Source organism: Polaromonas sp. P5_D5, from assembly GCF_054049435.1.
Map to the genome: position 1 here is coordinate 269,968 of NZ_JBFUMJ010000004.1, position 25,592 is coordinate 295,559.

Here is a 25,592-nt window from a genome sequence, read left to right on the forward strand (position 1 = left end):
GGCTCAATGCCCCGAAAAGTCGATCAAGGTGAACAGCGGCAGCCCTGCTGCCCGCAGTTTTTCTGAACCACCGAGTTCCGGCAGGTCAACAATCGCCGCACCTTCGGTGACAGTGGCGCCCAACTTCTCCAGCAGTTTCTTGCCGGCCATCATGGTGCCGCCTGTGGCGATCAGGTCGTCGATCAGCAGCACCCGGTCGCCGGGTTTGACCGCATCGGTGTGCAGCTCCACGGTGGCGCTTCCATATTCGAGCTCATAGGTTTCCTGCACGGTCGTGAAGGGCAGTTTGCCTTTTTTGCGTATCGGCACAAAGCCAACATTCAACTCATAGGCGATGACGGCGCCGAGGATGAACCCGCGCGCATCCAGCCCTGCCACGATGTCGGGGCGGAGCTTGCCGTCCATGTAGCGGTGCACAAAAGCGTCGATCAGCACGCGAAAGACCTTGGGGTTCTGCAGCAGCGGTGTGATGTCGCGAAACTGTACGCCGGGGGCCGGCCAATCGGGCACGGTGCGGATATGGTTCTTCAGGTACTGGCCGACGGTCTGGTGAGTGAGGCTGTGCAGATCAGGCATGGCGTGTCCAAGGTGGGTGGCGCCCATATTGTGCCGTCAGTACCAACGAACAACGACCTGCTGCAGGCGCGAACAAAGCGGTGAGATGTTTCCCCGGAAGCCCCTCTTTGCGACGGGCGGCCCGCTGCTCAGTTGATACGGCCGCGCAGGAGCTTCTCTTCGGCCATGGCCAATGCCTCGGGCTTGCCTGACAGCACGAGCGTGTCCCCGCCCTCCAGCAATGTTTCGTCATGCGCGGCCACTGCCTTGCCATTGCTGCGGCGCAGGCTGACCACACGCACGCCGCCGGCGCCCAGTGCCACCGCACCCAGGGGTTTTCCGGCAGACCTGGTGCCCAGCGGCAATGTGACGTTTGACAGGCGCTCCTGCTCGAGCTCGTTGACGGTGTCGTCGTCGGCGCCGCGAAAGTAGCCTCGCAGCAGGTTGTATCGGGCGTCACGTTGATCCTGCACGACGCGGATCACACGGCGCATGGGCACCCCCACCAGCGCCAATGCATGGCTGGCCAGCATCAGGCTGCCTTCGATGGCCTCTGGCACGACCTCTGTAGCGCCGGCTGCCTGGAGTTTTTCCAGATCGTGGTCGTCTACCGTCCGCACAATCACCGGCACGGTCGGCGCGTGGGCGCGCGTGTTGGCCAGCACCTTGAGGGCGCTGGCTGTGTCGAGATAAGTTACCACCACGGCGCTGGCCCGGGCCAGCCCGGCTGCCATCAGGGCCTGGAGCCGCACCGCATCGCCGAACACCACCGAATCGCCTGCGGCTGCGGCCTGCCGTACCCGGTCAGGGTCGAGGTCGAGCGCCATGTACTGGATGCCTTCGCGCTCCAGCATGTGGCCCAGGTTCTGGCCGCAGCGGCCATAGCCGCAGATGATCACGTGTTTGTTGGCGTTGATGGACTTGCGCGCGATGGTGGTCATTTGCAGCGATTGCTGCAGCCACTCGCTGGAAACCAGCTTCATCACAATGCGGTTGCTGTACATGATGATGAAGGGCGTCGCCAGCATGGACAGCACCATGCTGGCCAAAATGGGGTTTAACAGTGCGGGTGGCACCAGCTTGCTTTGCTGGGCCAGCGTAAGCAGCACAAAGCCGAATTCCCCCGCCTGGGCAAGATACAGGCCGGTGCGCAGCGATACGCCGGCTGTTGCACCCAGCGAACGCGCCAGCGCGGTAACCAGCACCAGCTTGAAGAGAACAGGCAACGTCGTCAGCAACAGCACCAGCGGCCATCGTTCCAGCACCAGCCGCCAGTCCAGCAGCATGCCGATGCTGATGAAGAAAAGACCCAGCAAAACATCGTGGAAGGGCCGTATGTCGGTTTCGACCTGGTGTTTGTATTCCGTCTCTGAGATCAGCATGCCGGCAATAAAGGCGCCCAGCGCCAGGCTCAGCCCGGCGCGCTCGGTCAGCCAGGCCAGCGCCAGCGTGACCAGCAGCAGGTTGAGCACGAACAGTTCTTCGCTTTTGCGCCGTGCCACGATGGTGAGCCACCAGCGCATGATGCGTTGCCCGCCGGTGAGCAGCAGCCCCACCAGCACGGCCGCCTTCAGCCCCGCGATCGCCAGCGCCATCAGGAGCGCATCGGCGGGCGCGCCCAGTGCCGGAATCAGCACGAGCAACGGCACAACGGCCAAGTCCTGGAACAACAGCACGCCCATGACACGCTTGCCGTGTTCGGATTCGAGTTCAAGTCGCTCCGACAGCAGTTTGACCACAATAGCGGTGCTGCTCATGGCGATGGCACCGGACAGCGCCAGCGCGGTCTGCCAGCCCATCTTCCAGAGACCGGGGGCCATGCTGGCAAGGAACAGCGAGCCCACCGTGGCCAGCACGATGGTCAGCGTGACTTGCAGCAGGCCCAGGCCAAAGACGTGACGCCGCATGGAGCGCAGCTTGGGCAGGTTGAACTCAAGCCCGATCACGAACATCAGAAACACCACGCCGAACTCGCCCAAATGCCTGACGCCGTCGGAATTTTGCGCCAGCGCCAGTGCGTTGGGCCCGATGACCACGCCGACCGCCAGGTAACCCAGCATGGGCGGCAGCTTGAGCGAACGGCATGCCACCACACCCAGCACAGCAGCCAGCAGGTACAGCAGGGTCAGTTCAAGCGCGCTCATGCGTTGATGGTAGCCGAGGATATTGCATGGCCTTGACGATTTGCAGGCGGCAAAGGCCCATTCACGCGGCGGCAGGCCGGCAGGATGGGGCCTGCCCGCCTCTATAGAATGCAGCCATGAGCCTTGACGCCGTGAATTTTGATGCCGAACAGGTGCTGAGCCTAGCCAGGAAGACTTTTGAAATAGAAGCCGCCGCTGTGCTGGGCCTGGTGGGACGGCTGGGCGATGAGTTTGCCCAGGCCGTGGAGTTGATGCTGCAGTGCCGCGGCCGAGTGGTTGTCATGGGCATGGGAAAAAGCGGCCATATAGGCCGCAAGATTGCCGCCACACTCGCCTCCACCGGAACACCTGCCATGTTTGTGCATCCGGCTGAAGCCAGCCACGGCGACCTGGGCATGATCAAGGCCATCGACGTAGTACTCGCAATTTCCAACAGCGGCGAGAGTGCCGAGTTGACGATGATCCTGCCGGTGTTAAGCCGTCAGGGCGTACCGATGGTGGCAATTACCGGGGGCGCACAGTCCACGCTTGCCCGGCATGCACGGGTGACGCTCGACAGCAGCGTGGCGCAGGAAGCCTGTCCGCTCAACCTGGCGCCGACGGCCAGCACGACCGCGCAGCTCGCCCTGGGTGACGCGCTGGCCGTCGCCCTGCTGGATGCGCGCGGTTTCAAGGAAGAAGACTTTGCCCGCTCCCACCCGGGCGGTGCGCTCGGCCGCAAGCTGCTCACGCATGTCAGTGACGTGATGCGCAGTGGCGATGCGGTGCCGCAAGTGCTGGCTGACACCAGCTTCACCGATCTCATGCGTGAAATGAGCGCCAAGGGACTTGGGGCTTCTGCGGTGGTGGACGGCAGCCGGCGGGTGCTCGGTATATTTACCGACGGCGATTTACGCCGGCTGGTCGAAAAAGGCGTGGACCTGCGCAGCAGCAAGGCGGGCGATGTGATGCGCGCCAATCCGCGCACGATACAGCCGGATTCGCTGGCTGTCGAGGCTGTGGCATTGATGGAGCAGCACCGCATCACCAGCGTGCTGGTTGTGGACGACGCAGGGGTGTTATGCGGGGCGCTGAATACCAACGACCTGATGCGCGCAAAAGTGATATGACACTTGCACCCGTTATTTGGCTTGCGGTGAAACGATAGATGCTTACTCCAACACTGAGCTTTCCGCCTGAACTGCTGCTGCGCGCGCAAGGCATCAAGGTGGCATTTTTTGACGTTGACGGCGTACTCACGGACGGTGGCCTGTATTTTTCCGAATACCCCGACGGCCATGAACTGGCTGTGGCGTCAGGTGGTTATCGCGCTTCGGGTGAGATCGTCAAACGGTTCAACACGCTGGACGGCCATGGCCTCAAGTTGCTCCAGAGGGCCGGCATTACTCCCGCCGTCATCACCGGGCGCGATAGCCACGTGCTGCGCGCACGTTTGCAGGCACTCGGCATCACCCATGCCCATTTCGGTACGGAGGACAAACGCCCGGCCGCCGAGCTCACGCTGCAGGCCCTGGGGCTGGACTGGAGCGCTGCCGCAGCCATGGGTGACGACTGGCCCGACCTGCCTGTTCTGTCCCGTGTGGCATTGAGCTGCGCGCCGATCAACGCGCACGCGGAGGTTCGTGCGATGGTCCATCATGTGACACAAGCACCTGGTGGCCATGGCGCCGCACGCGAGTTCTGTGATGTGCTGCTGGTTGCCAGCGGACGCTATGCCGGGCTCCTTCAGGAGTACAGCCAGTGAGCACCGCGGCGAAGAACCGCGGCGCCCTGCTGCACCTGAAAAATGTGTGGCGACGCTTTCTGCGCGTCTGGGACAGCATGGCCATTTACATGCCGCTGGTGATGATGGGGGTGCTGGCGCTGGGTACCTACTGGCTTGTGCGCAACACCCCGATCTTCAGCACGCCGGAAGTGGCCAGGGAGGCGAGCCACGATGTGGACTATTTCATGCGCAAGTTCACCGTCAAGACGTTTGACGACGGGGGCCAGCTCAAGAGCGAAATTTATGGGACAGAGGCCCGGCATTTCGCCGACACCGACATCCTGGAAATTGACCAGGTGCGCATCCGCAGCATTAATGTGGAAAAGCGCATCACGACGGCTACGGCCAACCGGGCCTACACCAACGGTGATGGATCGGAAGTGCAGTTGACGGGCAATGCGGTAGTGGTCAGGGAGGCGAGCCAGGATGCGAACGGGAAGGAAACGCCGCGCATGGAATTTCGCGGTGAGTTTCTTCATGCCTTCCTGAATGACGAGCGCGTGAAGTCGCACAAACCGGTGCTGCTGATTCGCGGCACCGACCAGTTCACCGGTGACACTTTTGCCTACGACAACCTGGACCAGGTGGCCGATCTCAAGGGACGTGTCCGCGGCATTCTCGTCCCGCGTTCCGCGGCCAGCGCTGCAGGTGCTGGTACCTTGCCCACTCTCACGCCTGCACCACCCGTCAATCCGGCAAGCAACGCACCAGCGACCCGCTAACGCGACACTCTCTAATCAACGACTGCCCACCATGTCCAGACTCGTATTTATCACCGGCGCTTCCAGCGGTATCGGTCAGGCATTGGCACTGCGTTTTTATTCTGCAGGCTATCGGCTGGCGCTGGCTGCTCGCAGAACCGCCGAGGTCCAGGCCTGGGCCGAGACCCATGCCATCAGTGCGAGCCGCTACCAGGTCTACGGCGCAGACGTATCCGACATCGACAGCATTGTGTCCGCCGGCGAGGCTTGCATCGCCGCGCAGGGCGTGCCCGATGTGGTGATTGCCAATGCCGGTATCAGCATCGGCATGGACTCCGCGGTGCGTGCTGACCTTGAGGTCATGGCCCGGACTTTTGCGACCAACAATATCGGTGTCGCAGCCACCTTTCACCCGTTCATCGCCGGCATGGTTTCGCGAGGCACAGGAACACTGGTTGGTATTGGCAGCGTGGCCGGCATACGGGGCCTTCCCGGCCATGGCGCCTATTGCGCGAGCAAGGCTGCAGTCATCGCCTATTGCGAAAGCCTGCGCGGGGAACTGCGCCCCAGTGGCGTGAAGGTGGTGACGATTTGCCCAGGTTACATCGACACGCCGCTGACCCGCGAAAACCGCTATGCCATGCCGTTTCTGATGAAGGCCGAGGTATTTGCCGAAAAAGCGTTTGCCACCATCCAGGCGGGGTGCAGCTACCGGGTGATCCCCTGGCAAATGGGTGTGGTGGCCAAGCTGTTGCGTCTGCTGCCCAATGCGGTGTTCGACAAGGCTTTGTCTGGCCGCGCACGCAAGCATCGCCAGGGCGAGAGCTGAGAGCCGGGCGCTTTTGCGCGCTGCGCTATCAAAACAGGAGCTGCTCGCGCCCATTTATTGGGCACTACAAAGCAAAAAGGCTTCAAAACCGAAGTCTTGAAGCCTTTTAAGCGCTCTTCAACCAGAGGCTGAAGAGGGGGTTCTGCAGGGCTTAGTAGCCGCCGCGTCCACCACCGCCGCCACCACCGGAACGGCCACCGCCGCTACCGCCGCCGCCGTAGGGGCTGCGGAAACCGCCGTCGCCACCGCCGCCGCCGGAGCGACCACCGCCGCCACCGCCGTAGCCACCACCGCCGGAACGGTCGCCGCCGCCACCACCGTAGCCGCCACCACCGCCGCCGCCGAAGCCGCCGCTACGTGGAGGACGTGCCTCCATGGGACGTGCTTCGTTCACGACAACGCTACGGCCGCCCAGAGGCTGGCCGTTCATGCCGTTGATAGCTGCCTGGGCTTCTGCATCGCTGCCCATTTCGACAAAGCCAAAGCCTTTGGAGCGACCGGTGTCGCGTTCCATCATGACTTTAGCGCTGGTGACAGCGCCAAATTGGCCAAAAGATTGTTGCAGGTCTTCGTCGCGGACCGAGTACGGCAGGTTGCCGACGTAAAGTTTGTTGCCCATGAAGGGACTCCTCTAAAACACAAAAACAAAAGCGATGGGGTCCCGAAAGCACAACAAATCTTGATACGTACCGCTGTAGCGCGCGAAACTGACCGATCACCTAACGTGTGCGAATAGTGACACTCGCACCGGCATATTATGCGTCAGTTATCAAAAAGACAACCAGCTGGCGTTACTGCCTGGGCCTCGCAAGCCCGCATAAACAGGGGCTTCCCGGGCTTGTTTACGATTTTTGTATCGACCTGTCCGCTGACTTGAAGGCCGCGGAGGGTAACCCAAAGCACTTCTATTGAAGATGGCACAACAAAAAGCCCGGGATGAGGTTTTCGCACCAGCTACGCGGGTGCTTAACAATAAAGCGCTATTAGTGGCCCGAATTTACGGCCCTGCTTAATAAGTTAGCGCCTACTGTTTATGGATTTACCAATGAATAGAGGCTACCGGCGCGAAGAAATCAGAGTCGTAAGTTCTCTCCGGACAGCCCTGATGCTGGAAGCGAGGATGTGTCCGTTAAAAGCCATAAGCAGGACAGTTGACGCGCGCGCGGAAGGAAAATAGTTACAAAAAATTGCAATGATTCAATCCGAATCCATATTTATTCGATGAGATGGCGACCGCCTTCGCCCGTTCGGCGGCGCGTTATTTGGGACGAATATCGGGCGGCAATTCGGTGGAGCCAGCCTCGGCAAGATCCGAATAGTTGCGCCACTGCGTCATCGCGGCGCGCATGGTCAGAATCTGGTTCTCAAACTTCGGGCAGGCATCGCAGGCCAGAAGATGCAGCTTGAGCGCAATGTGGTCGGGCAAACGGAGTGCGCGGTCTTCCCGCGCGATCAGCAATGCCGCAGCCTCGCGGCAGGTGCGTCTTAACAGGGTAATGTTGGGTTTCACGTTAAGGGCCGGCCGTATCAGGTGCTGAGTTTGCCAAACCAGTGGATATTCAGGCACTCCTGCAGGCGCAGGCGTGCCCGATGCAACTGGACATACAGGTTGGTCGGTGTCAGTGAGAGTTCCTTACAGACTTCCTGCGAGGAAAGCTCCAGCCACTCACGCATCAGGAACAGCCGCCCCAGTGCAGGTGGCAGGCGCTCCATGCAGGCGTCCAGTACCTGGAAGAACTGAACCTGCTGCAGGGTCTGGTCCGGATTGCCCCAGTCGTTGGGCGGCTCGGTGAAATGCCCGTCAGCCTGGAAAGAGAGCCGGTCGAGCTCGTCACCCTCTTCGTCGCCGCGGGCGTCCGGCACGGCCACCATGCGCGCATTGCTGCGGATCAGGTCAATGACCTTGTGCTTGAGAATGCCGACAAGCCACGTCTTGAGCTGGGAGCGGTTGCCGAAAGACTGCGGCTTGGACAAAGCCGCCAGCAACGTTTCCGACACGGCGTCCTCGGCCCATTCATCGTTGCGCAGCTGCAGGCGCGCAAAACGAAGGAGATAGACGCGGTGTTCAACCAGCTGCTCTTCAAAAGTAGGCATGGCCGGAAGTCTAGCCGCACGCGGCCGCCTTGCCAGAAAAAATCGGACGAAATGCGTAAGGACCGTGGCTGGGCTGCGACTACTACCCAATACACCACCGCCAAGGACATCGCCATGAGCCCGACCGAACACACGTTTTCCCAAACCGCCAGCCGCCAGCCCAACGGAATTTACGGGCGGGCCTTGCTCTTGTCTCTTGCGTCCCTGATGTCAATTGCATCAGCCATCGCCCAAGTCCCGGCAGCTGCCAGGGCCGCAAGCGCACCTGCCCCCGCGATGGTGCCCGCCGCCGTGCCGCAGATCGAGGGCAAGACGATTGAGGGCGCACCCTTCAGGCTGGTTTCGCTGAAGGGCAAGGTGGTGCTGGTGATGTTCTGGTCAACCGGCTGCGCTGTGTGCCGCGACAAGATGCCTGAGCTGCGAAACAACTACGAGGGTTGGGCAGGCAAACCTTTTGAACTTGTCGCCGTCAACACCGACTCGCGCATGCAGGATTTCCTCGATTACGAACGCATCATTTCCCGCACCATTCCCGTGAAGCAGCGGTTTGTGCAGCTGTGGACAGGTGACGGCGGCTACAAAGACAACATCGGCAAGCCCCTGCAGCTGCCGGCCGCATTTCTCGTCGACAAGACAGGTAATGTGGTCGAGCGCTATGTGGGCCGCATCCCTCCCGAAGCCTGGGATCGCATCGCCGATTTGCTGTAGCAAAAGCAGGCGTGGGCTAACGATCCGGTCCGGCGCAAAAAAATTTTTTGGCACGCGTAAGAAAACCGGAGCGGGTCAGACTAATTCGCAACCACACAGAAAAACAAAAAAATTCTGCCGTGGTTGTTTTATTCAACTTTCACACTTCACGAATTAACAGGAGCTTTCACCATGAACCAACGCGCCATGATTGCCGCCGCTGCAGCCTCCCTGCTGTCCACCATGTTCGTCGCAGCGCCCGCCGCCGCCCAGGAAAAAGAAAAGTGCTACGGCATCACTACCGCCGGGCAGAACGACTGCGCCAACCTGAGCGGCACGCACTCCTGCGCCGGCCAGTCCAAGGTCGGCGCCGATGCCAACGAATGGAAATATGTTGCCAAGGGCACTTGCGCCAGCATGAAGGGCATGACCGCAGAGCAGGCCAAGATGAAGGCCATGGAAAAGAAGAGCTGAGCACGCATCTTTGCCAAGGCAAAAAGTCGGGCATGCCGTGTAGCCGGCAGCCCCTCTAGATCCCTTCCGCCAGACCAGCACAGCATTCACCATGTCCCCCTCACATCACACGGGCACTGCCACCTGCGGGATCGGCTGGCGGCACCCCCATTACGGCGAGCTGCTGGAGTCCTTGCCTGATGTGGATTTCATCGAGGTCCATTCCGAGAATTTTTTTGCGGAAGGTGGTGCCGCGCTGGCCGTGCTGAGCCAGGCGCGTGAACACTATCCTGTCAGCCTGCACGGTGTCGGGCTGGCCCTGGGTTCGGTCTGCGGCATCGATGCCTGGCATCTCGATCAGCTGGCCCGCCTGGTGGCACGCATCGAGCCAATCCGCGTTTCCGACCATGCCTGTTTTGCGCGAGGCGCGTCGGCGGGCCGCGAGCTCCACGCCGCGGACCTGCTGCCCCTTGCCTTCAACAATGCGGCGCTGGACGTGATCTGCGCCAACGTGCAGCGCGTGCAGGACCGGCTGAAACGGCCGCTGCTGGTGGAAAACCTGTCGGCCTATCTGCACTTCAACAGTTCGGATCGCGAGGAGACCACATTTCTTCGTGAGCTGGTGGCGCGCACGGGTTGTGGCCTGCTGGTCGACGTGAACAATATCTATGTCAATGCGCTCAACGCTCGCCTTGCCGGCAACGAGGCCGACCCATTGGCCGCTTGCCTGAATTGGCTGGAGCAGATTCCGCCCGGCTGCGTGGGTGAACTTCACCTGGCCGGCCATCATGATGGCGGTGACATCGTGATCGACGATCACGGCAGCCGCGTGTGCGCCGACGTCTGGCAGATCTATCGTCGCGCCCGGCAGCGCTTTGGCAGCGTGCCGGCGCTGGTGGAATGGGACACCGACATTCCGCCGTTGCAGGTGCTGTTGGAGGAAGCCGTACACGCGCGAAGCATCACGGCAGGCGCTCCGCAGGCGGTGAGCGCATGAACGGAATCGACATGCTGGCCCGGCAACAGCAAGCATTGCTGCACGCCCTGCTGGGCGAGCGCGACGACAGCGGCCTCTGGTCTCACCTTCAGCCAGGAGGGGCTTATGCACCGCTGGCGCGCCGGGGTTTGCAGGCCTACCAGGCCAACGGGCTGGCGTTGGCGGAACGGGCGCTGGGCGCGGCCTATCCGGTGCTGGCGCAGCTGATCGGGGGCGAGAGTTTTGCGGCGCTGGCGCGGCATTTCTGGCTGCGCCATCCTCCCTGCCGGGGCGACATGGCTTGCTGGGGCGATGCGCTCGCGGCTTTCCTGGAGGCCGCCCCGCAACTGGCGGACGAACCCTACCTGGGCGACGTCGCCCGCGTTGAGTGGGCGCTGCACCAGGCAGCGACAGCCGCCGACGCCCGGCCCGATCCGCGTTCTTTTGCCCTGCTATCAGAGGCTGATCCTGCAGAGATCACGCTGACCTTGGGCGCCGGTGTTTTTCTGCTGGCCAGCGGTTATCCGGTGGCCAGCATTGTCAACGCCCACCTGCTGGGCGAGCCTGCGTTGGCTGAGGCGGCTGCGTTGCTGCGCGCCGGCGCGGCGGAGCACGCGCTGATCTGGCGGCAAGGCTTCAAGCCTCGTGCGTGCGCCGTCACTGCGGCTGAATATGCCTTGCTGGCGGCGCTTCAAGCCGGGCGCTCGCTGGAAGCTGTGCTGGGGAGTGCACTGGAATGTGCGCCGAGCGGCGCGATGGAATCCACAGCGGCGTTCAGCTTCGAAAACTGGCTGGGCCCGGCCGTGCAAGATGGCCTTGTCACGGGGGCGTACCGATTGACGCATCTGAATTCCCGGCCGGTTCGTGCCGCTTAGCGCAGTTCTTTTAATTTTCATAACAACCCAAGGGGAACATCCATGAACACCGTCAACACCGCCCATGCAAGTCGAGCAAGCGTTTTGCAGCGCGGCCTGGGCCTGTGGCGCCTGCTGACACGCTTGCTGGATTCGTTCCAGCCGCTTGCAGCCCTGCTGGCCCGGTTGTACATCGCGCAGGTCTTCTTTCTCTCGGGCCTGACCAAGCTGAGGGACTGGGAAATCACCGTAGCCCTCTTCACCGACGAGTACAAAGTCCCTTTGCTGCCGCCCGCTTTGGCCGCAGCCATGGGTACTGCAGGCGAGATCGCCTTGCCGGTTCTGCTCGTGCTGGGCCTGGGAGGGCGGTTTTCGCCCCTGGGGCTGTTCGTGGTGAATGCCGTGGCGGTGATCTCGCTCAGCGAGATTGCGCCGGCCGCCCTGCAGCAGCATGTGTTCTGGGGCTCGCTGCTGGCGGGGCTGGCCATTTACGGCCTGGGCCCATGGTCGCTGGACCGCTGGGTGGTACAACGCCTTCAACGCGGACATTAATAATGAAATAGGGCTCTCGCAGGGCTCTATCCCAGCTTCATCCTCTCACCAGTTGACTTCGCGATCCGGTGTGGCGCCAATGCGGTGGACGGACAAATCCGCACCTTCAAATTCTTCTTCCTGACTCAGCCTGAGGCCCATCGTGGACTTGAGGGCGCCATAGACAGTAAAGCCCGCCAGCAGCGCCCAGGCCACGCCCATGGCGCTGCCCAGCAGCTGGGCGCCAAAGCTCACACCGCCCAGCCCCCCCAGGGTCTGGTTGCCGAAGATGCCGGCCGCGATGCCACCCCACAGGCCGCACAAGCCATGCAGCGGCCAGACGCCCAGTACGTCGTCAATCTTCCATTTGTTCTGCGTCAGCGTGAACATCACGACGAACACGCCGCCGGCGACGCCGCCCGTCACCAGCGCGCCCAGCGGATGCATCAGGTCTGAGCCTGCGCATACCGCCACCAGACCGGCCAGCGGCCCGTTGTGCACAAACCCCGGGTCATTCTTGCCAAACACCAGGGCGGCGAGTGTGCCGCCGACCATGGCCATCAGGGAGTTGACGGCGACCAGGCCGGAGATTTTGTCGATGGTCTGTGCGCTCATCACGTTAAAGCCGAACCAGCCCACAGTGAGGATCCAGGCACCCAGGGCCAGAAAAGGAATGTTCGAAGGCGGATGGGCCGACACTGCGCCGTCCTTGCGGTAGCGGTTGCTGCGCGCGCCCAGCAAAATCACCGCCGGCAAGGCCAGCCAGCCGCCCACGGCGTGAACCACGATGGAGCCCGCGAAATCATGAAACTCCGCACCGGTCAGCGATTTGATCCAGGCCTGCACCCCGAAGTGCTGGTTCCAGACGATGCCTTCGAAGAAGGGGTAGACGAAACCGACGATGACGGCGGTCGCGATGAGCTGCGGATAAAAGCGCGCCCGCTCGGCGATGCCGCCCGAAATAATCGCTGGAATGGCTGCGGCAAAGGTCAGCAGGAAAAAGAACTTGACCAGCTCATAGCCGTTTTTGGCCGCCAATTGCTCTGCGCCAACGAAAAAATGGGTGCCGTAGGCTACGCCATAGCCCACCATGAAATACACCACGGTGGATACCGAGAAGTCCACCAGGATCTTGACCAGGGCATTGACCTGGTTCTTTTTGCGAACCGTGCCCAGTTCCAGAAAGGCAAAACCGGCGTGCATGGCGAGCACCATGATGCCGCCCAGCAGGATGAACAAGGCATCTGAGCCCTGTTTTAGTGCTTCCATAAGTCCCTCTTCAAATGAAATTGCTATTTATTGGTGCGATTCCAGAGAAATTCCCATAATCGCACCAAATACAAGCAAGAAATGCGCCTCAAGTGTGCGAGCGAACAACTGTGCGCACCATTTCAGTCTGAAAGCGCTTGGACGCCCGCCGATATAATGAAAGCTGTCATTGGGGAGTAGCCAGCCTTTCAATCCTGAAAGGGGCTTGCGTCAACAGACTTGTCCTTGGAACCTGTTCTTCTGGACATGGCGCAAGCGGTCTTCGGATCACGCGAGACCTTTGACTACACAGCCTCCGCTTCAGGCCGGGGATGCCGTGCAGTCATGGGTTTTCGGCCGGAGTTTTTTTGAATGGAAGCTTTCCTCGTCTCAACGGGCATCGTCGCCCTCGCCGAAATGGGCGACAAGACGCAACTCCTCGCGCTTATCCTCGCTGCCCGCTTCAAGAAGCCCTGGCCCATCGTCTCCGGTATCTTTGTCGCGACCCTGGTCAACCACGCATTGGCCGGCGCCGCCGGCGCCTGGGTCACCACGCTGATCGGCCCTCAAATGCTGCGCTGGATCCTGGGCGCCTCGTTTCTGGCAATGGCGGCGTGGATGCTGGTGCCCGACAAGCTGGACGCGGACGAGGAGGAAAAGCCGCCGCGCTACGGCGTGTTCTTCACCACCGTGCTGGTCTTCTTCCTGGCGGAAATGGGCGACAAGACACAGATCGCCACCGTGATGCTGGCCGCGCGCTACGACGCCATCGTCAGCGTGGTCGCGGGCACCACCCTGGGCATGATGCTGGCGAACGCGCCGGTGGTCTGGCTCGGTGAGCGCGTCACGCGCCTGGTGCCGCTGCGCGCTGTGCACATTGTGTCGGCGATCATCTTTGCGGGCCTGGGCCTGGCTGCGCTTTTGATGTGACCCCGGCTTGCTATACTGTCCACAGCGCCGATTTGCTCAGCTTGCGGGCGCTTAAAAAGTACAGCTAAAGACGACATCCAAAAACCCGGACTCGCTTTAGCGATGCCGGGTTTTTTGTTTTCAGCAGGTGATTTTTTGACACTTATTGCCACCCCGCTCAGCATGCATTTCGTTGAGGCGCTACCGCTGCAGAGCGGCGCGTCAATACGCGCCTACGACCTGAGCTATGAGACCTACGGCGAGCTCAACGCCGACAAATCCAACGCCGTGCTGATCTGCCACGCGCTCAATGCCTCGCACCATGTGGCGGGCGTGTACCTCGATGCGCAGGGCCAGCCGATAGCCAAATCCGAAGGCTGGTGGGACACCATGATCGGCCCCGGCAAGCCGGTCGACACTGACCGCTTCTTCGTCATTGGCGTCAACAATTTAGGCTCCTGCTTCGGCTCCACCGGGCCCATGCAGCCCAACCCCGACACGCAGGAGCTCTACGGCGCCGACTTCCCCGTCGTCACAGTGCAGGACTGGGTCAGCGCCCAGGCCCGCCTGCTGGACCGCCTGGGCATCCAGACCCTGGCCGCCGTGATGGGCGGCAGCCTGGGCGGCATGCAGGCACTGGCCTGGACGCTGCAATACCCCGACCGCGTGCGCCACGCCGTGGTGGTGGCCAGCGCGCCCAACCTCACCGCCGAGAACATCGCCTTCAACGAAGTCGCCCGCCGCGCCATCGTGACCGATCCCGATTTTCACGGCGGCCATTTCTACCGTCACGGCGTGCTGCCCAAACGCGGCTTGCGCATCGCCCGCATGATCGGCCACATCACTTACCTGAGCGACGACGTGATGAACGAGAAGTTCGGCCGTCAGTTACGGCAAGCGGTAGCCGAGACGGTGAATGCCGATGCCCCCTATAAATACACGACGCAAGACATCGAGTTCGAAATCGAAAGCTACCTGCGCTACCAGGGCGACAAATTCAGCGAGTACTTTGACGCCAACACCTATTTGCTGATTACCCGCGCGCTCGACTACTTCGACCCAGCCCGGGTGTATGGCGGCAACCTCACCCAGGCGCTGGCCCATGTGACAGCCAGGTTCCTGCTCGTGAGTTTCACCACCGACTGGCGCTTTTCCCCCGCGCGCAGCCGCGAAATCGTTAAGGCGCTGCTCGACAACCAGCGTGATGTGAGCTACGCCGAAATCGACGCACCGCACGGCCATGATGCTTTTTTGCTGGAGGATGACCGCTATCTCGGTGTGGTGCGTTCCTACTTCCAGAGCAAGGTGGCCGTATGAACCTGCCCGTCGAACTCAATGTGCAGCCTTCGGCCGATATGTTGTCGATCGCCCGGCTGGTGCCCCACGGCTCCCGCGTGCTTGACCTGGGCTGCGGCACCGGCGAGCTGCTGGACTACCTGATCCGTGAACGCGGCTGCTCGGGCTACGGCGTCGAGATCAACGACGCCAACGTCCAGGCCTGCGTGGCGCGCGGCGTCAACGTGATCCAGCTCAACCTGGAAGCGGGCCTGGCGCTGTTTGGCGACCGCTCGTTTGACGTGGTGCTGCAGATCGACACGCTGCAACACCTGCACAACGCCGAAACCATGCTGCGTGAAACCGCGCGTGTAGGCCGCGCCGGCATCGTCGTGTTTCCCAACTTCGGCCACTGGCCCAACCGCCTGGCTGTTGCGCGCGGCCGCATGCCGGTAACGAAGGTGTTGCCTTACCAGTGGTATGACACGCCCAACATCCGTGTCGGCACGCTGCAGGATTTTGAAGCGCTTGCGCTGCAAAACCAGTTGCAGATCCTGGATTCCTTCGGCTTGCAGGATGGCCGCGAAGTCCGCTTTTGGCCGAATGCCCGTGCCAGCCGGGCGGTTTTCAAGTTCCAGCGGAGTTAGGATTGGCGCAAGGACGCGCTCTGGTGTTAGTATTCGCGCATCGGGATTTCAGCCTCCCGAATCTTCACAGATAGACGGTGTCCCGTCCAAGCGCTGGCAACTCATTGGAGTACTCCGTGGACACCTCTACCCTTTCCGTTCCCTCCATTTCCCCCCAGGAACTCGCCGCCCGCATGGGCCGTGCCGATGCACCTTTGCTGCTCGATGTGAGGCGCAAAGGAAAATTCCTTGAAAGCCCCCGTCTAATTGCAGGTGCCCAGCGCTGCGCACCGGAAAATGTGGCGGCCTTTGCCGCGTCACAGCCGCCACGCGAAGTCGTGGTGTATTGCGTCTATGGACACAACGTCAGCGCGGATGCTGTCGCCGAGCTGCGCGCCGCGGGCTGGAATGCTTACGCGCTGGCCGGCGGTATCGAAGGTGGTGAAGACGGCGTTGATACGCCGCAAGACATCGCCCAATGGCGCGCGCAGCGCCCCGCCACCGTCTTTAAGCGGCCCGAATGGGGCGTCACCGGCGAGCAGCCCTCGCGCTGGATCACGCGTGAGCGGCCCAAAATCGACCGCATCGCCTGCCCTTGGCTGGTACGGCGCTTCATCGATGAGCGCGCGGAATTCTTCTACGTGCCGACTCTGCAGGTGCTGAGTGAAGCAAAACGGCTGGGTGCCGTGGCCTACGACATTCCTGGCGCGCCGGTCTCGCATGAAGGCGAGCTGTGCAGCTTTGACACTCTGATGCGGGCCTTTGGATTGACAGATCCCGCGCTGGCCACCCTGGCGCGCATCGTGCGTGGCGCCGATACAGACCGCCTCGAACTCGCGCCGCAATCGGCCGGCCTGCTGGCGTTCTCGTTGGGCCTGTCGCGCCTGCACGCGGACGACGACCACGCCATGCTGGAGGCTGCCATGCCGCTATACGACGCGCTCTACGCATGGTGCCGCAGTGCGCAAGGCGAGCCGCACAACTGGAAACCAGAAGCCATGACCGGAGCCGCCAAGTGACCACCGCCTTGCCCTCTTCCCTCCCTTTGCCCCATGAACGGCCGTCGGCCGTGTCTTTTGCCGACGCGCTCAAGTTCTGGCTCAAGCTCGGCTTCATCAGCTTTGGCGGGCCCGCCGGGCAGATTGCCATCATGCATCGCGAACTGGTCGAGCAAAGACGCTGGATCAGCGAGCGGCGCTTTCTGCATGCGCTGAACTACTGCATGCTGCTGCCCGGCCCCGAGGCACAGCAGCTGGCCACCTACATCGGCTGGCTCATGCACCGCACTTGGGGCGGCATCGTGGCAGGCGCGCTGTTTGTGCTGCCTTCACTGTTTATCCTGATCGCGCTCAGCTGGGTTTATGTGGCCTTTGGTGATGTGCCGCTGGTCGCCGGCCTGTTTTACGGCATCAAGCCGGCGGTCGCCGCCATTGTGCTGCAGGCGGTGCATCGCATCGGCTCACGCTCATTAAGAAAACCGGCCCAGGCCCCCGTTCTATGGGCGATAGCAGCTATCAGTTTTATAGCAATCTATGCGTTGAACCTGCCGTTTCCGCTGATCGTACTTGGCGCGGCGGTGGTGGGGTGGCTGGGGGCCCGCTTCTCGCCGGCACAGTTTTCCGGTGGCGCGGGGCATGGCGAGGCCAGGCTTGGATATGGGCCGGCGCTGATCGACGACGACACGCCGACACCGGAGCACGCCCGCTTCAAGCCTTCGCGCCTGGCCGCCGTACTGGGCGTGGGCGCGGTGTTGTGGCTATTGCCCATAGGGGCATTGATGGCGACACGGGGCTGGGATGCCACGCTGACGCAGATGGGCTGGTTCTTCACCAAGGCTGCGCTGCTCACCTTCGGCGGCGCTTATGCGGTCCTGCCCTATGTCTACCAGGGAGCGGTGGAGCAGTTCCACTGGCTGACCGGCCCGCAGATGATCGACGGGCTTGCGCTGGGTGAAACCACGCCCGGCCCGCTGATCATGGTGGTGGCCTTCGTCGGCTTTATGGGCGGCTGGGCCAAGCAGGTGTTGGGCCCGGACATGCTGTTTCTGGGCGCGGCGCTGGCAGCCAGCGTGGTGACCTGGTTCACCTTCCTGCCCTCCTTTCTGTTCATTCTGGCAGGTGGGCCGCTGGTGGAGTCCACGCACGGCAAGCTGCATTTCACTGCGCCGCTCACGGCCATCACGGCCGCGGTGGTCGGCGTGATCGCCAGCCTGGCGCTGTTTTTCCTGGCGCACATTGCCCTGCGCGCGAACACCGGTGGCCCCTGGCTGGCCCGGGTGGACTTTTATGCGCTGGCCATTACTTTGGGTGCCGCCGTGGCGCTGCTGCGCTACAAGCGCGGCGTGATTCAGGTGATTGCGGCGTCGGCGCTCGCCGGCCTGCTGCTGCGCTTGTCCGGCCTGGCCTGATCGCGGCGCTGGATGACCGGGGGCTGGGCGCGGTATGCTCAGGCCCTCGTGATGGAACCCTCAGCCCCCAGCGCATCCCGGCCGTCGATCCCGCTCCTGGAACGCCTTTTTGGCGACTGGGTGCGCGAGGTGTCGCCTGCTACTGTGCGGGCCGATGCGATGGCGGGTCTCTTGGGCGCAGTGCTGGTGCTGCCGCAAGGCATTGCCTTCGCAACGCTGGCCGGCCTGCCGCCGGCCTACGGCCTTTACACCGCCGTGATCCCCTGCATCATCGCCGCGCTTTTCGGTTCCAGCCGGCATGTCATGTCGGGGCCCACCAACGCCAACTCGCTGGCGCTGTTCGCCATGCTCTCGCCGCTGGCCATGGCCTTTAGCCCGCTCTACATTCAGCTGGCGCTGGCCGTCACCGTGATGGCGGGCGTCATGCAGTGGCTGATTGGCGCGTTGCGCCTGGGTGTGCTGGCCAACTTCATTTCACCGGCGGTGCTGTTTGGTTTTACTTCGGGCGCGGCGCTGCTGATCGCCGTGCATGCGTTGCCCGACCTGCTGGGCCTGCCGGCCGCGCCTGAGCACAGCGCGGCCGCGGTTCTTGGACATGTTCTCACGCAGATCACTTCCGCCCAGCCCATGGCGCTGGGTGTTGCGGCCATCACCCTGGGCGTCGCGCTGCTGCTGCGCCACCTGCGCCGCAACTGGCCGTACATGTTGATCGGATTGGCGGTGGCCACTGCGCTGGCCTGGGTGTGGAGCGGCCTTCTTCATCCCGGTGCCGCACCCTCCGCCTCGTTGCGTACTGTGGGCCAGATCCCCATACCCTGGCCGAGGTTCGAAGTGCCGCGCATCAGCTGGGCGCAGGCCGCCGACCTTATCGGCCTGGCGTTTGCGCTAACCATCGTCGCGCTGGGCCAGGCGATCTCGATCGCCAAGACGGTGGCGCTGCGCTCGGGCCAACGCATAGACGCCAACCGCGAGTTCCGCGGCCAGGGCCTGTCCAACATCGTTGGCGGGTTTTTCTCAAGCTACGTTTCCTGCGGCTCGATGAACCGCTCCATGCCCAACCTGGAGGCCGGTGCGCGCACGCCGCTGGCCTCGGTGTTTTCGGCTTTGTTGCTGCTGGCGCTGGTGGCGGTGAGCGCGCCGCTACTCGCGCAAATCCCCATGGCCGCGCTGGCGGCGCTGCTGGTGCTGGTGGCGTTCGCGCTGCTGGACTTCGCGCGCTGGCGCCAGCTGTTCACCTTGAGCCGCAGCGACTTCGGTGTGGCGCTGGCCACCATGGTGGCCACCGTCACGATACGGCTGGAGATCGCGATCTTGCTGGGCATGATTTTGTCGCTGATGTCTTTTCTCTACCGCACGTCAAAGCCCGCCATGCGCACCATGGGCTTTGACAGCCGCGGCCTGGACCGGCAGTTCGTGGTCGTTGACAACAGCGTTGACGCAGGGGTTGACGTCGTTCCCGCGCAGAAGGCCGACGCGTCGGTGGAAGCGACGCCCCAGGCCTTGCCAGAATGCCCGCAGCTCAAATTGCTGCGCATGGAAGGCGAGGTCTATTTCGGCGCGACCCAGCACGTGGCCGACATCCTGCACGCATTGCGCACCCAGTCCCAGCCGCAAAAACACCTGCTGGTCATGGGCAAGAGCATGAACTTCATTGACCTGGCTGGGGCCGAGCTCTGGGAGGCTGAACTCGCCGCACGCCGCGCCATGGGCGGCGATCTGTACTTTCACCGGCCGCGGCCCGAGGTGATCCGCATGTGGCGCAAGACCGGCTTTACCAGCGTGCTCGGGCCAGAGCACCAGTTCCCCGACAAGTTCACCGCCATCGCCACCATCTTCAACAAGCTGGATCCGGAGATTTGCCGCCACTGCACCGCGCGGATATTCTGGGAATGCCAGTCCGCGCCTGGCCCCGACACACCTAGCCCCTGAAACCCATGCCCCAATTTGCCGCCAACCTCAGCTGGATGTACACCGAGCTACCCATGGCCGAACGCTTTGCCGCCGCTGCGCGTGACGGCTTCACGGCTGTGGAGATCCTCTCGCCGTATGCATGGGAACCAGCGGCGCTCAAAGCCATCCTGCAGCAGCACGGCCAGCAGCTGGTGCTGTTCAACGCTCCGCCCGGCGGCGTGGATGTGGCCAGTATTGAAAAGGCCTGGGCCTCCTCGCAAAAAGGCACGGCCTGCCTGCCGGGCCATGAGACCGAGTTCCGCGCCGGCATCGCCATTGCGCTCGACTATGCGCAAGCGCTGGGCTGCCCGCGCATCCACGTGATGGCGGGTGTGTTGCCGGAGGGGATGGAGCGGGAAGCAGTGCAGCCCACCTATGTGAACAACCTGCGTGAGGCCGCCACGCTGGCGGCCAAGGTGAGTGTGGATCTTCTGATCGAACCCATCAACACGCGTGACATTCCGCGTTTCTTTCTGAACCGGCAAGACCACGCGCATGAAATCATCCGTGAAGTGGGCGCGCTCAACGTCAAGGTGCAGATGGACCTCTACCACTGCCAGGTTGTTGAAGGCGACCTGGCCATGAAGCTGCGCAAATACTTGCCCACGGGCCATGTGGGCCATCTGCAGATCGCCGGTGCGCCTGGCCGCAATGAGCCGGATGTTGGCGAGATCAACTATCCCTATCTGTTTGCGTTGCTGGATGAGCTGGGCTACAGCGGCTGGGTGGGGTGCGAGTACAAACCGCTGCGCGGCGCAGAAGCCGGTGCTACGCCGGCCGGTCTGGGTTGGTTGAAAAAATTTCGCGAACGCGCCTGAGCGCGTTCGGCCTGTTCAGCGCGCGCAGCGAAACGTCAGATTGATGCGCTGCCGGCCCAGGCGCGCATGCTCACCCTCGGCCAGCGGCGCCACGCCGTGATAGGCCAGCCGCGATGGGCCGCCCCACACCGCGACGTCGCCATGCACCAGGCGGTATCGCGCGGGGCGACCGCTGCGGTTCAAGCCGCCGAACAGGAACACGGCAGGCAGGCCCAGCGACACCGACACAATCGGTGCGTCCATGTTGCCTTCGTCTTTGTCCTGGTGCAGCGACAGCCGCGCGCCGGGTTCATAGCGATTGATCAGGCAGGCGTCCGGGCGGAAGTGGTCAAAGCCCGCTTCCGCTGCGGCGCGCAGAGCGAGTTCGGAGAAGCTGCCTGGCATCGTAGGCCAGGGCTTGCCAGAGAGCGGGTCTTTGGTGTCGTAGCGGTAACCGCTGCGGTCGGACACCCAACCCAGCGCGCCGCAGTTGCTCATCGCGACCGACATGGTGTAGCCGCCCGGTGTGACCAGATGGCGCAGTGGCGCGGCCGCGACCACGTCTTCCACGGCTTGTAGCAAGGCTTCATCCACCTCGCGGGCAAAGCCGCGCAGCAACACGGCGCCCGGCGCGATCAGCTCGGGCACCGCATAAGGTGTCGGCACTTCATCGAAAAGCCCCAAGGTCAAATCATTTCCTTTACTGCGCGTCATGAAAAATAATGCCCAGCGTATGCCGGTGCCCGCTGCGCACCGTGCTCACGCCGTGCCGCATATTGACCCGGTAAAACCCCCGGCTGCCTTGTACCGGGCGATGGTGCACGGCAAACACCACGGCATCGCCTTGCCGCAGCGGCACCACCTCGGGCCGCGACTGCATGCGCGGGCGTTGCTCGGTCAGCACAAATTCGCCGCCCGTGAAATCTTCGCCCGGGCGCGACAGCAGCACCGCGACCTGGATCGGGAACACGTGCTCGCCATACAGGTCCTGGTGCAGGCAGTTGTAGTCGCCGGGGCCATATTGCAAGAGCAGCGGCGTAGGCCGCTCCTGGCCGGCTTTGTGGCAGCGCGCGAGGAAGTCAGCATGGGCAACCGGGTAACGTACATCGACTCCCATGGCCTGGTTCCAGGCGTTGGCTACGCCGACCAACTGCGGGTAAAGCATGGTGCGCAGCCGCGCCACGATGTCCGGCAGCGGGTAATTGAAGTACTGATATTCGCCCTGGCCAAAGCCGTGGCGCTGCATCACCACGCGACTGCGGAAATGGCATGCACCGGCATACAGCCCGGCCACGGTTTCGCATTCCTGCGCGCTCAGCAGCTGTGGCAGCACAGCGCTGCCGTGGCGGTTCAGTGTGGCTGTGATGTGCGCCCAGTCATCCGGGCCAGCGCCGGCTTCAGTTGGGTCGGGCAACAGGATAGGTGCTTCAGAAACAAGTGGCATGCTGCAATTCGTCAGGGCGATGGAGCGTCCATCAACAGCTCAGGATAAATCCGACGGCTCGCTGACGCTCGCCAGAACCGGACATTTCATTCAGCCGCGATCAAGCCGCCAACTCGGTCAGGATAGGGCAGTCGGGCCGGCTGTTGCCTTGGCAACAATGCGCCAGGTGCCCCAGGGTCTGCTTCATCGCCTCCATCTCCGCGATGCGGCGCTCCAGATCGGCCACATGGGCCAGTGCGATGCGTTTGACGTCCGCGCTGGCGCGGCGCTTGTTCTGCCACAGCTTTAGCAGTTCGGTGATCTCGGCCATGCTGAAACCCAAGGTGCGGGCGCGGCGTATGAAGCGCAGCGTATGCACTTCTTTTTCGCCGTATTGGCGGTAGCCCGCGTCGGTGCGGTGCACCGTGGGCAGCAGGCCCAGCGACTCGTAGTGGCGAATCATCTTGGCCGACACGCCCGAGTGCGCAGCGGCCTGGCCGATGTTGAGCGGGCCTGTATCAATGGTGTCAGTCATGGGTGCTTCCTTTCCAGCGGCGCAACAGCAAGGCGTTCATCACCACGCTGGCGCTGCTCAGCGCCATGGCGGCGCCGGCGATGACGGGGCTGAGCAGCCCCAGTGCAGCCAGCGGGATGCCGACCACGTTGTAGATAAAGGCCCAGAACAGGTTCTGGCGGATCTTGGCGTAGGTGCGGCGCGAAATATCGATGGCGTCCGCCACCAGAGCCGGGTTGCCGCGCATCAGCGTAATGCCGGCTGCGTGCATGGCCACGTCGGTACCAGTGGACATCGCGATGCCCACATCGGCCGCGGCGAGGGCCGGCGCATCGTTGATGCCGTCGCCCACCATGGCCACACGCCCGCCTTGCGCTTGCACGCCAGCCTTGAGCTGGCCGATGATGGCGGCTTTGTCTTGCGGCAACACCTGGCTATGTACAAGGTCTATTCCGAGTTGCTGCGCCGCGGCTTCGGCGCTGCCGGGGTTGTCGCCGGTCACCAAAGCAGTTTGAATGCCCAATGCGTGGAGGCGGGCAATCGCCGGCGCCGCGCTGCTTTTGAGCGTGTCGCCAAACGCCATCAGCCCGAGAAGCCGCGGTGTTCCGGTGACTTCGGCCAGCCATGACACCGTGCGGCCTTCGGCTTCGAGTTCTTTTGCGCGAGCGTTCAGTGCGGCGAGGTTGTTCAAGTCCAGACCCAGCTCCTGCATGAAGCGCGGGCTTCCGAGTCGCAGTTCGCGGCCTGCCACCACGGCGGCCATGCCGCGGCCGGCGACGGCGCGCAACTCTGTCGCCGCGGGAATCTCAAGCTGCTGCTCCGCCGCGCGCCGTGTGACCGCGCGGGCGAGCGGGTGTTCGCTGCCCGACTGGATGGCGGCCGACCAGGCCAGCAGCTCATCGGCAGCGATGGCGCTGGGCTCCAGCGCCACCAGTTCGGGCTTACCCTCGGTCAGCGTGCCGGTTTTGTCAAAAGCCACTACCTTGACGCTGTGCGCCACTTCCAGCGCCTCCGCGTCCTTGATCAGGATGCCCTGGCGTGCGGCGGCGCCGGTGCCCACCATGATGGCGGTAGGCGTTGCCAGCCCCAGTGCGCAGGGGCAGGCGATCACCAGCACAGCGACCGCATTGAGGATGGCCGCCTCCCAGTCCTGCGTGGCCAGGCCCCAGCCCAGCAACGTCACCAGGGCAATGGTGATCACCACTGGCACAAACACCGCGCTGACCTGATCCACCAGCCGCTGTATCGGTGCTTTTTTGGCTTGGGCCGATTCGACCATGCGCACGATGCGGGCCAGCGTGGACTCCGCGCCTATGGCCGTGGTGCGCACCACGATCAGGCCTTCGGCATTGACCGCGCCGCCAGTCACGTGGTCGCCCGCATGCTTGGCAACAGGCAGGCTTTCGCCGGTGATCAGCGATTCGTCCACCTGCGTGGAGCCCTCGACGATCTCGCCGTCGACCGCGATGCGTTCGCCAGGGCGCACCACCACCAGGTCGCCGAGCTGTATGTCTTGCAAGGCTACGTCTTCGTCCCTTCCATCGCGCCGACGGCGCGCGGTGCCGGGGCGCAGCGCCTGCAACGCGCGGATGGCGGCAGTCGTCTGGTGTTTGGCGCGCGCTTCCATCCATTTGCCCAACAACACCAGTGTGATGACGACTGCCGAGGCTTCAAAATACAGGTGAGCCATGCCATGGCCGCCATGCCGCAGCAATTGATAGATGCTCAGGCCGTAGGCGGCTGAGGTGCCCAACGCGACCAGCAAATCCATGTTGCCGGTGCGGGCGCGCAAGGCGCTCCAGCCGGCGCGGTAAAAGCGTGCGCCCAGCCAGAACTGCACCGGCGTGGCCAGCAGCCATTGCCACCAGCCGCCCAGCATCCAGTCCTTGCCGAACAGCGTCCCGACCATGGGCAGCGCCAGCGGCGCAGACAGGACAGCCGCCAGCACGATGGGCCACCAGGCGGCGGCGGGTTTGTCCACGGGAGTGCCGGAAGCGGGGATTTCACACGCGTGGTAGCCCGCTTTGGCCACTGCCGCCATCAGCGCAGGCAATAAGGCGCCGTCGCCGGCCACGCTGACTTCCGCGGTTTCAGTGGCCAGGTTGACACTGGCCGACAGCACCCCGGGTACCTGCTTGAGCGCCTTCTCGACGCGCGACACGCAGGAGGCGCAGGTCATGCCGTCTATTTTGAGCCGCAAGGATTGTTCGGCCACGCTATAGCCGGCTTTGGCGACGGCGGTCTTCAGGGCGTCCATGCCGACACCGGCGCGCACCTTGACGCTGGCCTGTTCGGTCGCGAAATTGACGCTCACGTCCTCAACGCCCGGGACGTTGGCCAGCGAACGTTCCACACGCGCCACGCAGGACGCGCAGCTCATGCCCTGGACGGGAAACTGCCACTCGGTCAGCGCCGGCATGACGGGAGATGTTTTTAACGTGGATGGGGTGTTCATGCCTGTAGTCTCAACCTTACCACCATGGGAGGGTCAAGCGCCTTGGTGTAATAGCCCTGAATCGAGGCAGGACTTGCCGGGCTACGCTTGACCCTGCCCCCATGGGAAGGTTCAGACTTCTGGGTAATCCCTGTACCAATCTCTCAGACAGCTTCCAAGGAGTCTTTATGGAATTTAATATCCCCGCCATGAGCTGCGGCCACTGCGTTGGCGCCGTCACCCAGGCCATCAAATCGCTGGATGCAGCGGCGCAGGTCAGTGTGGACTTGCCCGGCAAAAAGGTTGTGGTGCAATCTTCGCAAGGCCGGCAAGCCGTGGCGGCTGCGCTGGCCGAGGCGGGTTATCCCGCACAGTAGCACGCCGATATCCGGCGGAAAAGACGTTTCGGCGTCGATAGAA

The 25,592-nt window shown here is 63.0% G+C and carries 27 protein-coding genes and 1 riboswitch; of the genes, 17 read left to right on the forward strand and 10 right to left on the reverse strand.

From position 1 onward, the window contains the following. Positions 1-3: 3 nt before the first annotated feature. Together ACXJKE_RS17675 and ACXJKE_RS17680 are read right to left on the reverse strand one after the other, a co-directional pair. Positions 4-576: an adenine phosphoribosyltransferase gene (locus ACXJKE_RS17675; RefSeq protein WP_457281899.1), complete on the reverse strand. Its 573-nt coding sequence runs from the start codon at positions 574-576 to the stop codon at positions 4-6. Between the two features lie 128 nt (positions 577-704). Next, positions 705-2,699, reverse strand: a complete 1,995-nt coding sequence (locus ACXJKE_RS17680) for a cation:proton antiporter domain-containing protein (protein ID WP_457281900.1) — start codon at positions 2,697-2,699, stop codon at positions 705-707. Between the two features lie 116 nt (positions 2,700-2,815). Between ACXJKE_RS17680 and ACXJKE_RS17685 the strand changes: the two genes are divergently transcribed. The 4 genes from ACXJKE_RS17685 (at position 2,816) to ACXJKE_RS17700 (ending at position 5,994) form a co-directional block, all read left to right on the forward strand. Further along, a complete protein-coding gene (locus tag ACXJKE_RS17685; protein WP_457281901.1) occupies positions 2,816-3,808 on the forward strand; it encodes a KpsF/GutQ family sugar-phosphate isomerase in 993 nt (330 codons plus the stop codon). Between the two features lie 38 nt (positions 3,809-3,846). Continuing rightward, positions 3,847-4,443 carry a KdsC family phosphatase gene (locus ACXJKE_RS17690; RefSeq protein WP_457281902.1) on the forward strand — a complete coding sequence of 199 codons (597 nt, stop codon included), beginning with the start codon at positions 3,847-3,849 and terminating at the stop codon, positions 4,441-4,443. Positions 4,444-4,520: 77 nt separating this feature from the next. Next, the gene (lptC, locus tag ACXJKE_RS17695; protein WP_457282087.1) at positions 4,521-5,186 is read left to right on the forward strand and encodes an LPS export ABC transporter periplasmic protein LptC; all 666 of its coding nucleotides are present in this window, start codon (positions 4,521-4,523) and stop codon (positions 5,184-5,186) included. A 31-nt stretch (positions 5,187-5,217) separates the two neighbouring features. Next, positions 5,218-5,994 carry an SDR family oxidoreductase gene (locus tag ACXJKE_RS17700; protein ID WP_457281903.1) on the forward strand — a complete coding sequence of 259 codons (777 nt, stop codon included), beginning with the start codon at positions 5,218-5,220 and terminating at the stop codon, positions 5,992-5,994. Between the two features lie 151 nt (positions 5,995-6,145). Here ACXJKE_RS17700 and ACXJKE_RS17705 read toward each other — a convergent pair whose 3' ends face one another. From ACXJKE_RS17705 to ACXJKE_RS17715, 3 genes are all read right to left on the reverse strand, one after another. Then, entirely contained in the window at positions 6,146-6,613 is a 468-nt protein-coding gene (locus tag ACXJKE_RS17705; protein WP_457281904.1) for an RNA recognition motif domain-containing protein, read from the reverse strand. Between the two features lie 639 nt (positions 6,614-7,252). After that, the gene (locus tag ACXJKE_RS17710) at positions 7,253-7,504 is read right to left on the reverse strand and encodes a zf-HC2 domain-containing protein (RefSeq protein ID WP_457281905.1); all 252 of its coding nucleotides are present in this window, start codon (positions 7,502-7,504) and stop codon (positions 7,253-7,255) included. A 17-nt stretch (positions 7,505-7,521) separates the two neighbouring features. Then, positions 7,522-8,088, reverse strand: coding sequence for a sigma-70 family RNA polymerase sigma factor (locus ACXJKE_RS17715; RefSeq protein ID WP_457281906.1), 567 nt, complete (start codon positions 8,086-8,088; stop codon positions 7,522-7,524). Between the two features lie 51 nt (positions 8,089-8,139). Here ACXJKE_RS17715 and ACXJKE_RS17720 point away from each other — a divergent pair, with 51 nt between their 5' ends. From ACXJKE_RS17720 to ACXJKE_RS17740, 5 genes are all read left to right on the forward strand, one after another. Then, positions 8,140-8,796, forward strand: a complete 657-nt coding sequence (locus tag ACXJKE_RS17720) for a TlpA family protein disulfide reductase (RefSeq protein WP_457281907.1) — start codon at positions 8,140-8,142, stop codon at positions 8,794-8,796. Between the two features lie 171 nt (positions 8,797-8,967). Next, entirely contained in the window at positions 8,968-9,249 is a 282-nt protein-coding gene (locus ACXJKE_RS17725) for a BufA1 family periplasmic bufferin-type metallophore (RefSeq protein WP_457281908.1), read from the forward strand. A 91-nt stretch (positions 9,250-9,340) separates the two neighbouring features. Beyond that, positions 9,341-10,225 carry an MNIO family bufferin maturase gene (gene bufB / locus ACXJKE_RS17730; RefSeq protein ID WP_457281909.1) on the forward strand — a complete coding sequence of 295 codons (885 nt, stop codon included), beginning with the start codon at positions 9,341-9,343 and terminating at the stop codon, positions 10,223-10,225. Then, complete coding sequence (locus ACXJKE_RS17735) at positions 10,222-11,079, forward strand: HvfC/BufC family peptide modification chaperone (RefSeq protein WP_457281910.1); 858 nt, start codon at positions 10,222-10,224, stop codon at positions 11,077-11,079. The genes bufB and ACXJKE_RS17735 overlap by 4 nt, the downstream gene beginning before the upstream one ends. 42 nt (positions 11,080-11,121) lie before the next feature. Continuing rightward, positions 11,122-11,610, forward strand: coding sequence for a DoxX family protein (locus ACXJKE_RS17740; RefSeq protein WP_457281911.1), 489 nt, complete (start codon positions 11,122-11,124; stop codon positions 11,608-11,610). 45 nt (positions 11,611-11,655) lie between these two features. Here ACXJKE_RS17740 and ACXJKE_RS17745 read toward each other — a convergent pair whose 3' ends face one another. Further along, complete coding sequence (locus ACXJKE_RS17745; protein WP_457281912.1) at positions 11,656-12,858, reverse strand: ammonium transporter; 1,203 nt, start codon at positions 12,856-12,858, stop codon at positions 11,656-11,658. A 159-nt stretch (positions 12,859-13,017) separates the two neighbouring features. Beyond that, a riboswitch (yybP-ykoY riboswitch) is annotated at positions 13,018-13,220 on the forward strand. On the opposite strand from ACXJKE_RS17745, the gene ACXJKE_RS17750 reads away from it, so the two are divergent. The 7 genes from ACXJKE_RS17750 to otnI all read left to right on the forward strand — a co-directional run bounded on the left by ACXJKE_RS17750 (position 13,210) and on the right by otnI (position 20,822). Then, on the forward strand, positions 13,210-13,767 hold the full coding sequence (locus ACXJKE_RS17750) for a TMEM165/GDT1 family protein (protein WP_457281913.1): 558 nt from the start codon (positions 13,210-13,212) through the stop codon (positions 13,765-13,767). (Overlaps the previous riboswitch by 11 nt.) A gap of 135 nt (positions 13,768-13,902) precedes the next feature. Next, the gene (gene metX, locus ACXJKE_RS17755; protein WP_457281914.1) at positions 13,903-15,063 is read left to right on the forward strand and encodes a homoserine O-succinyltransferase MetX; all 1,161 of its coding nucleotides are present in this window, start codon (positions 13,903-13,905) and stop codon (positions 15,061-15,063) included. Continuing rightward, positions 15,060-15,668 carry a methionine biosynthesis protein MetW gene (gene metW / locus ACXJKE_RS17760; RefSeq protein WP_457281915.1) on the forward strand — a complete coding sequence of 203 codons (609 nt, stop codon included), beginning with the start codon at positions 15,060-15,062 and terminating at the stop codon, positions 15,666-15,668. Before metX ends, metW begins: the two co-directional genes overlap by 4 nt. Before the next feature lie 116 nt (positions 15,669-15,784). Then, positions 15,785-16,666 carry a chromate resistance protein ChrB domain-containing protein gene (locus tag ACXJKE_RS17765; protein ID WP_457281916.1) on the forward strand — a complete coding sequence of 294 codons (882 nt, stop codon included), beginning with the start codon at positions 15,785-15,787 and terminating at the stop codon, positions 16,664-16,666. Next, on the forward strand, positions 16,663-18,054 hold the full coding sequence (gene chrA / locus ACXJKE_RS17770; RefSeq protein ID WP_457281917.1) for a chromate efflux transporter: 1,392 nt from the start codon (positions 16,663-16,665) through the stop codon (positions 18,052-18,054). Before ACXJKE_RS17765 ends, chrA begins: the two co-directional genes overlap by 4 nt. Before the next feature lie 51 nt (positions 18,055-18,105). Then, positions 18,106-19,983 (forward strand): SulP family inorganic anion transporter, encoded by a 1,878-nt coding sequence (locus tag ACXJKE_RS17775; protein WP_457281918.1) that lies wholly within the window; start codon positions 18,106-18,108, stop codon positions 19,981-19,983. 5 nt (positions 19,984-19,988) lie between these two features. Beyond that, positions 19,989-20,822 (forward strand): 2-oxo-tetronate isomerase, encoded by an 834-nt coding sequence (gene otnI, locus ACXJKE_RS17780; RefSeq protein ID WP_457281919.1) that lies wholly within the window; start codon positions 19,989-19,991, stop codon positions 20,820-20,822. A gap of 15 nt (positions 20,823-20,837) precedes the next feature. Here the strand turns inward: otnI and alkB are convergent, their stop codons facing one another. The 4 genes from alkB to ACXJKE_RS17800 all read right to left on the reverse strand — a co-directional run bounded on the left by alkB (position 20,838) and on the right by ACXJKE_RS17800 (position 25,193). Beyond that, positions 20,838-21,491 carry a DNA oxidative demethylase AlkB gene (gene alkB / locus ACXJKE_RS17785; RefSeq protein WP_457281920.1) on the reverse strand — a complete coding sequence of 218 codons (654 nt, stop codon included), beginning with the start codon at positions 21,489-21,491 and terminating at the stop codon, positions 20,838-20,840. Between the two features lie 10 nt (positions 21,492-21,501). Further along, positions 21,502-22,245 (reverse strand): 2OG-Fe(II) oxygenase, encoded by a 744-nt coding sequence (locus ACXJKE_RS17790; protein WP_457281921.1) that lies wholly within the window; start codon positions 22,243-22,245, stop codon positions 21,502-21,504. 100 nt (positions 22,246-22,345) lie between these two features. Further along, a complete protein-coding gene (gene cueR / locus ACXJKE_RS17795; RefSeq protein WP_457281922.1) occupies positions 22,346-22,759 on the reverse strand; it encodes a Cu(I)-responsive transcriptional regulator in 414 nt (137 codons plus the stop codon). Continuing rightward, entirely contained in the window at positions 22,752-25,193 is a 2,442-nt protein-coding gene (locus tag ACXJKE_RS17800) for a heavy metal translocating P-type ATPase (protein ID WP_457281923.1), read from the reverse strand. The genes cueR and ACXJKE_RS17800 overlap by 8 nt, the downstream gene beginning before the upstream one ends. 167 nt (positions 25,194-25,360) lie before the next feature. Between ACXJKE_RS17800 and ACXJKE_RS17805 the strand changes: the two genes are divergently transcribed. Beyond that, the gene (locus ACXJKE_RS17805) at positions 25,361-25,549 is read left to right on the forward strand and encodes a heavy-metal-associated domain-containing protein (RefSeq protein WP_457281924.1); all 189 of its coding nucleotides are present in this window, start codon (positions 25,361-25,363) and stop codon (positions 25,547-25,549) included. Positions 25,550-25,592 lie beyond the last annotated feature (43 nt).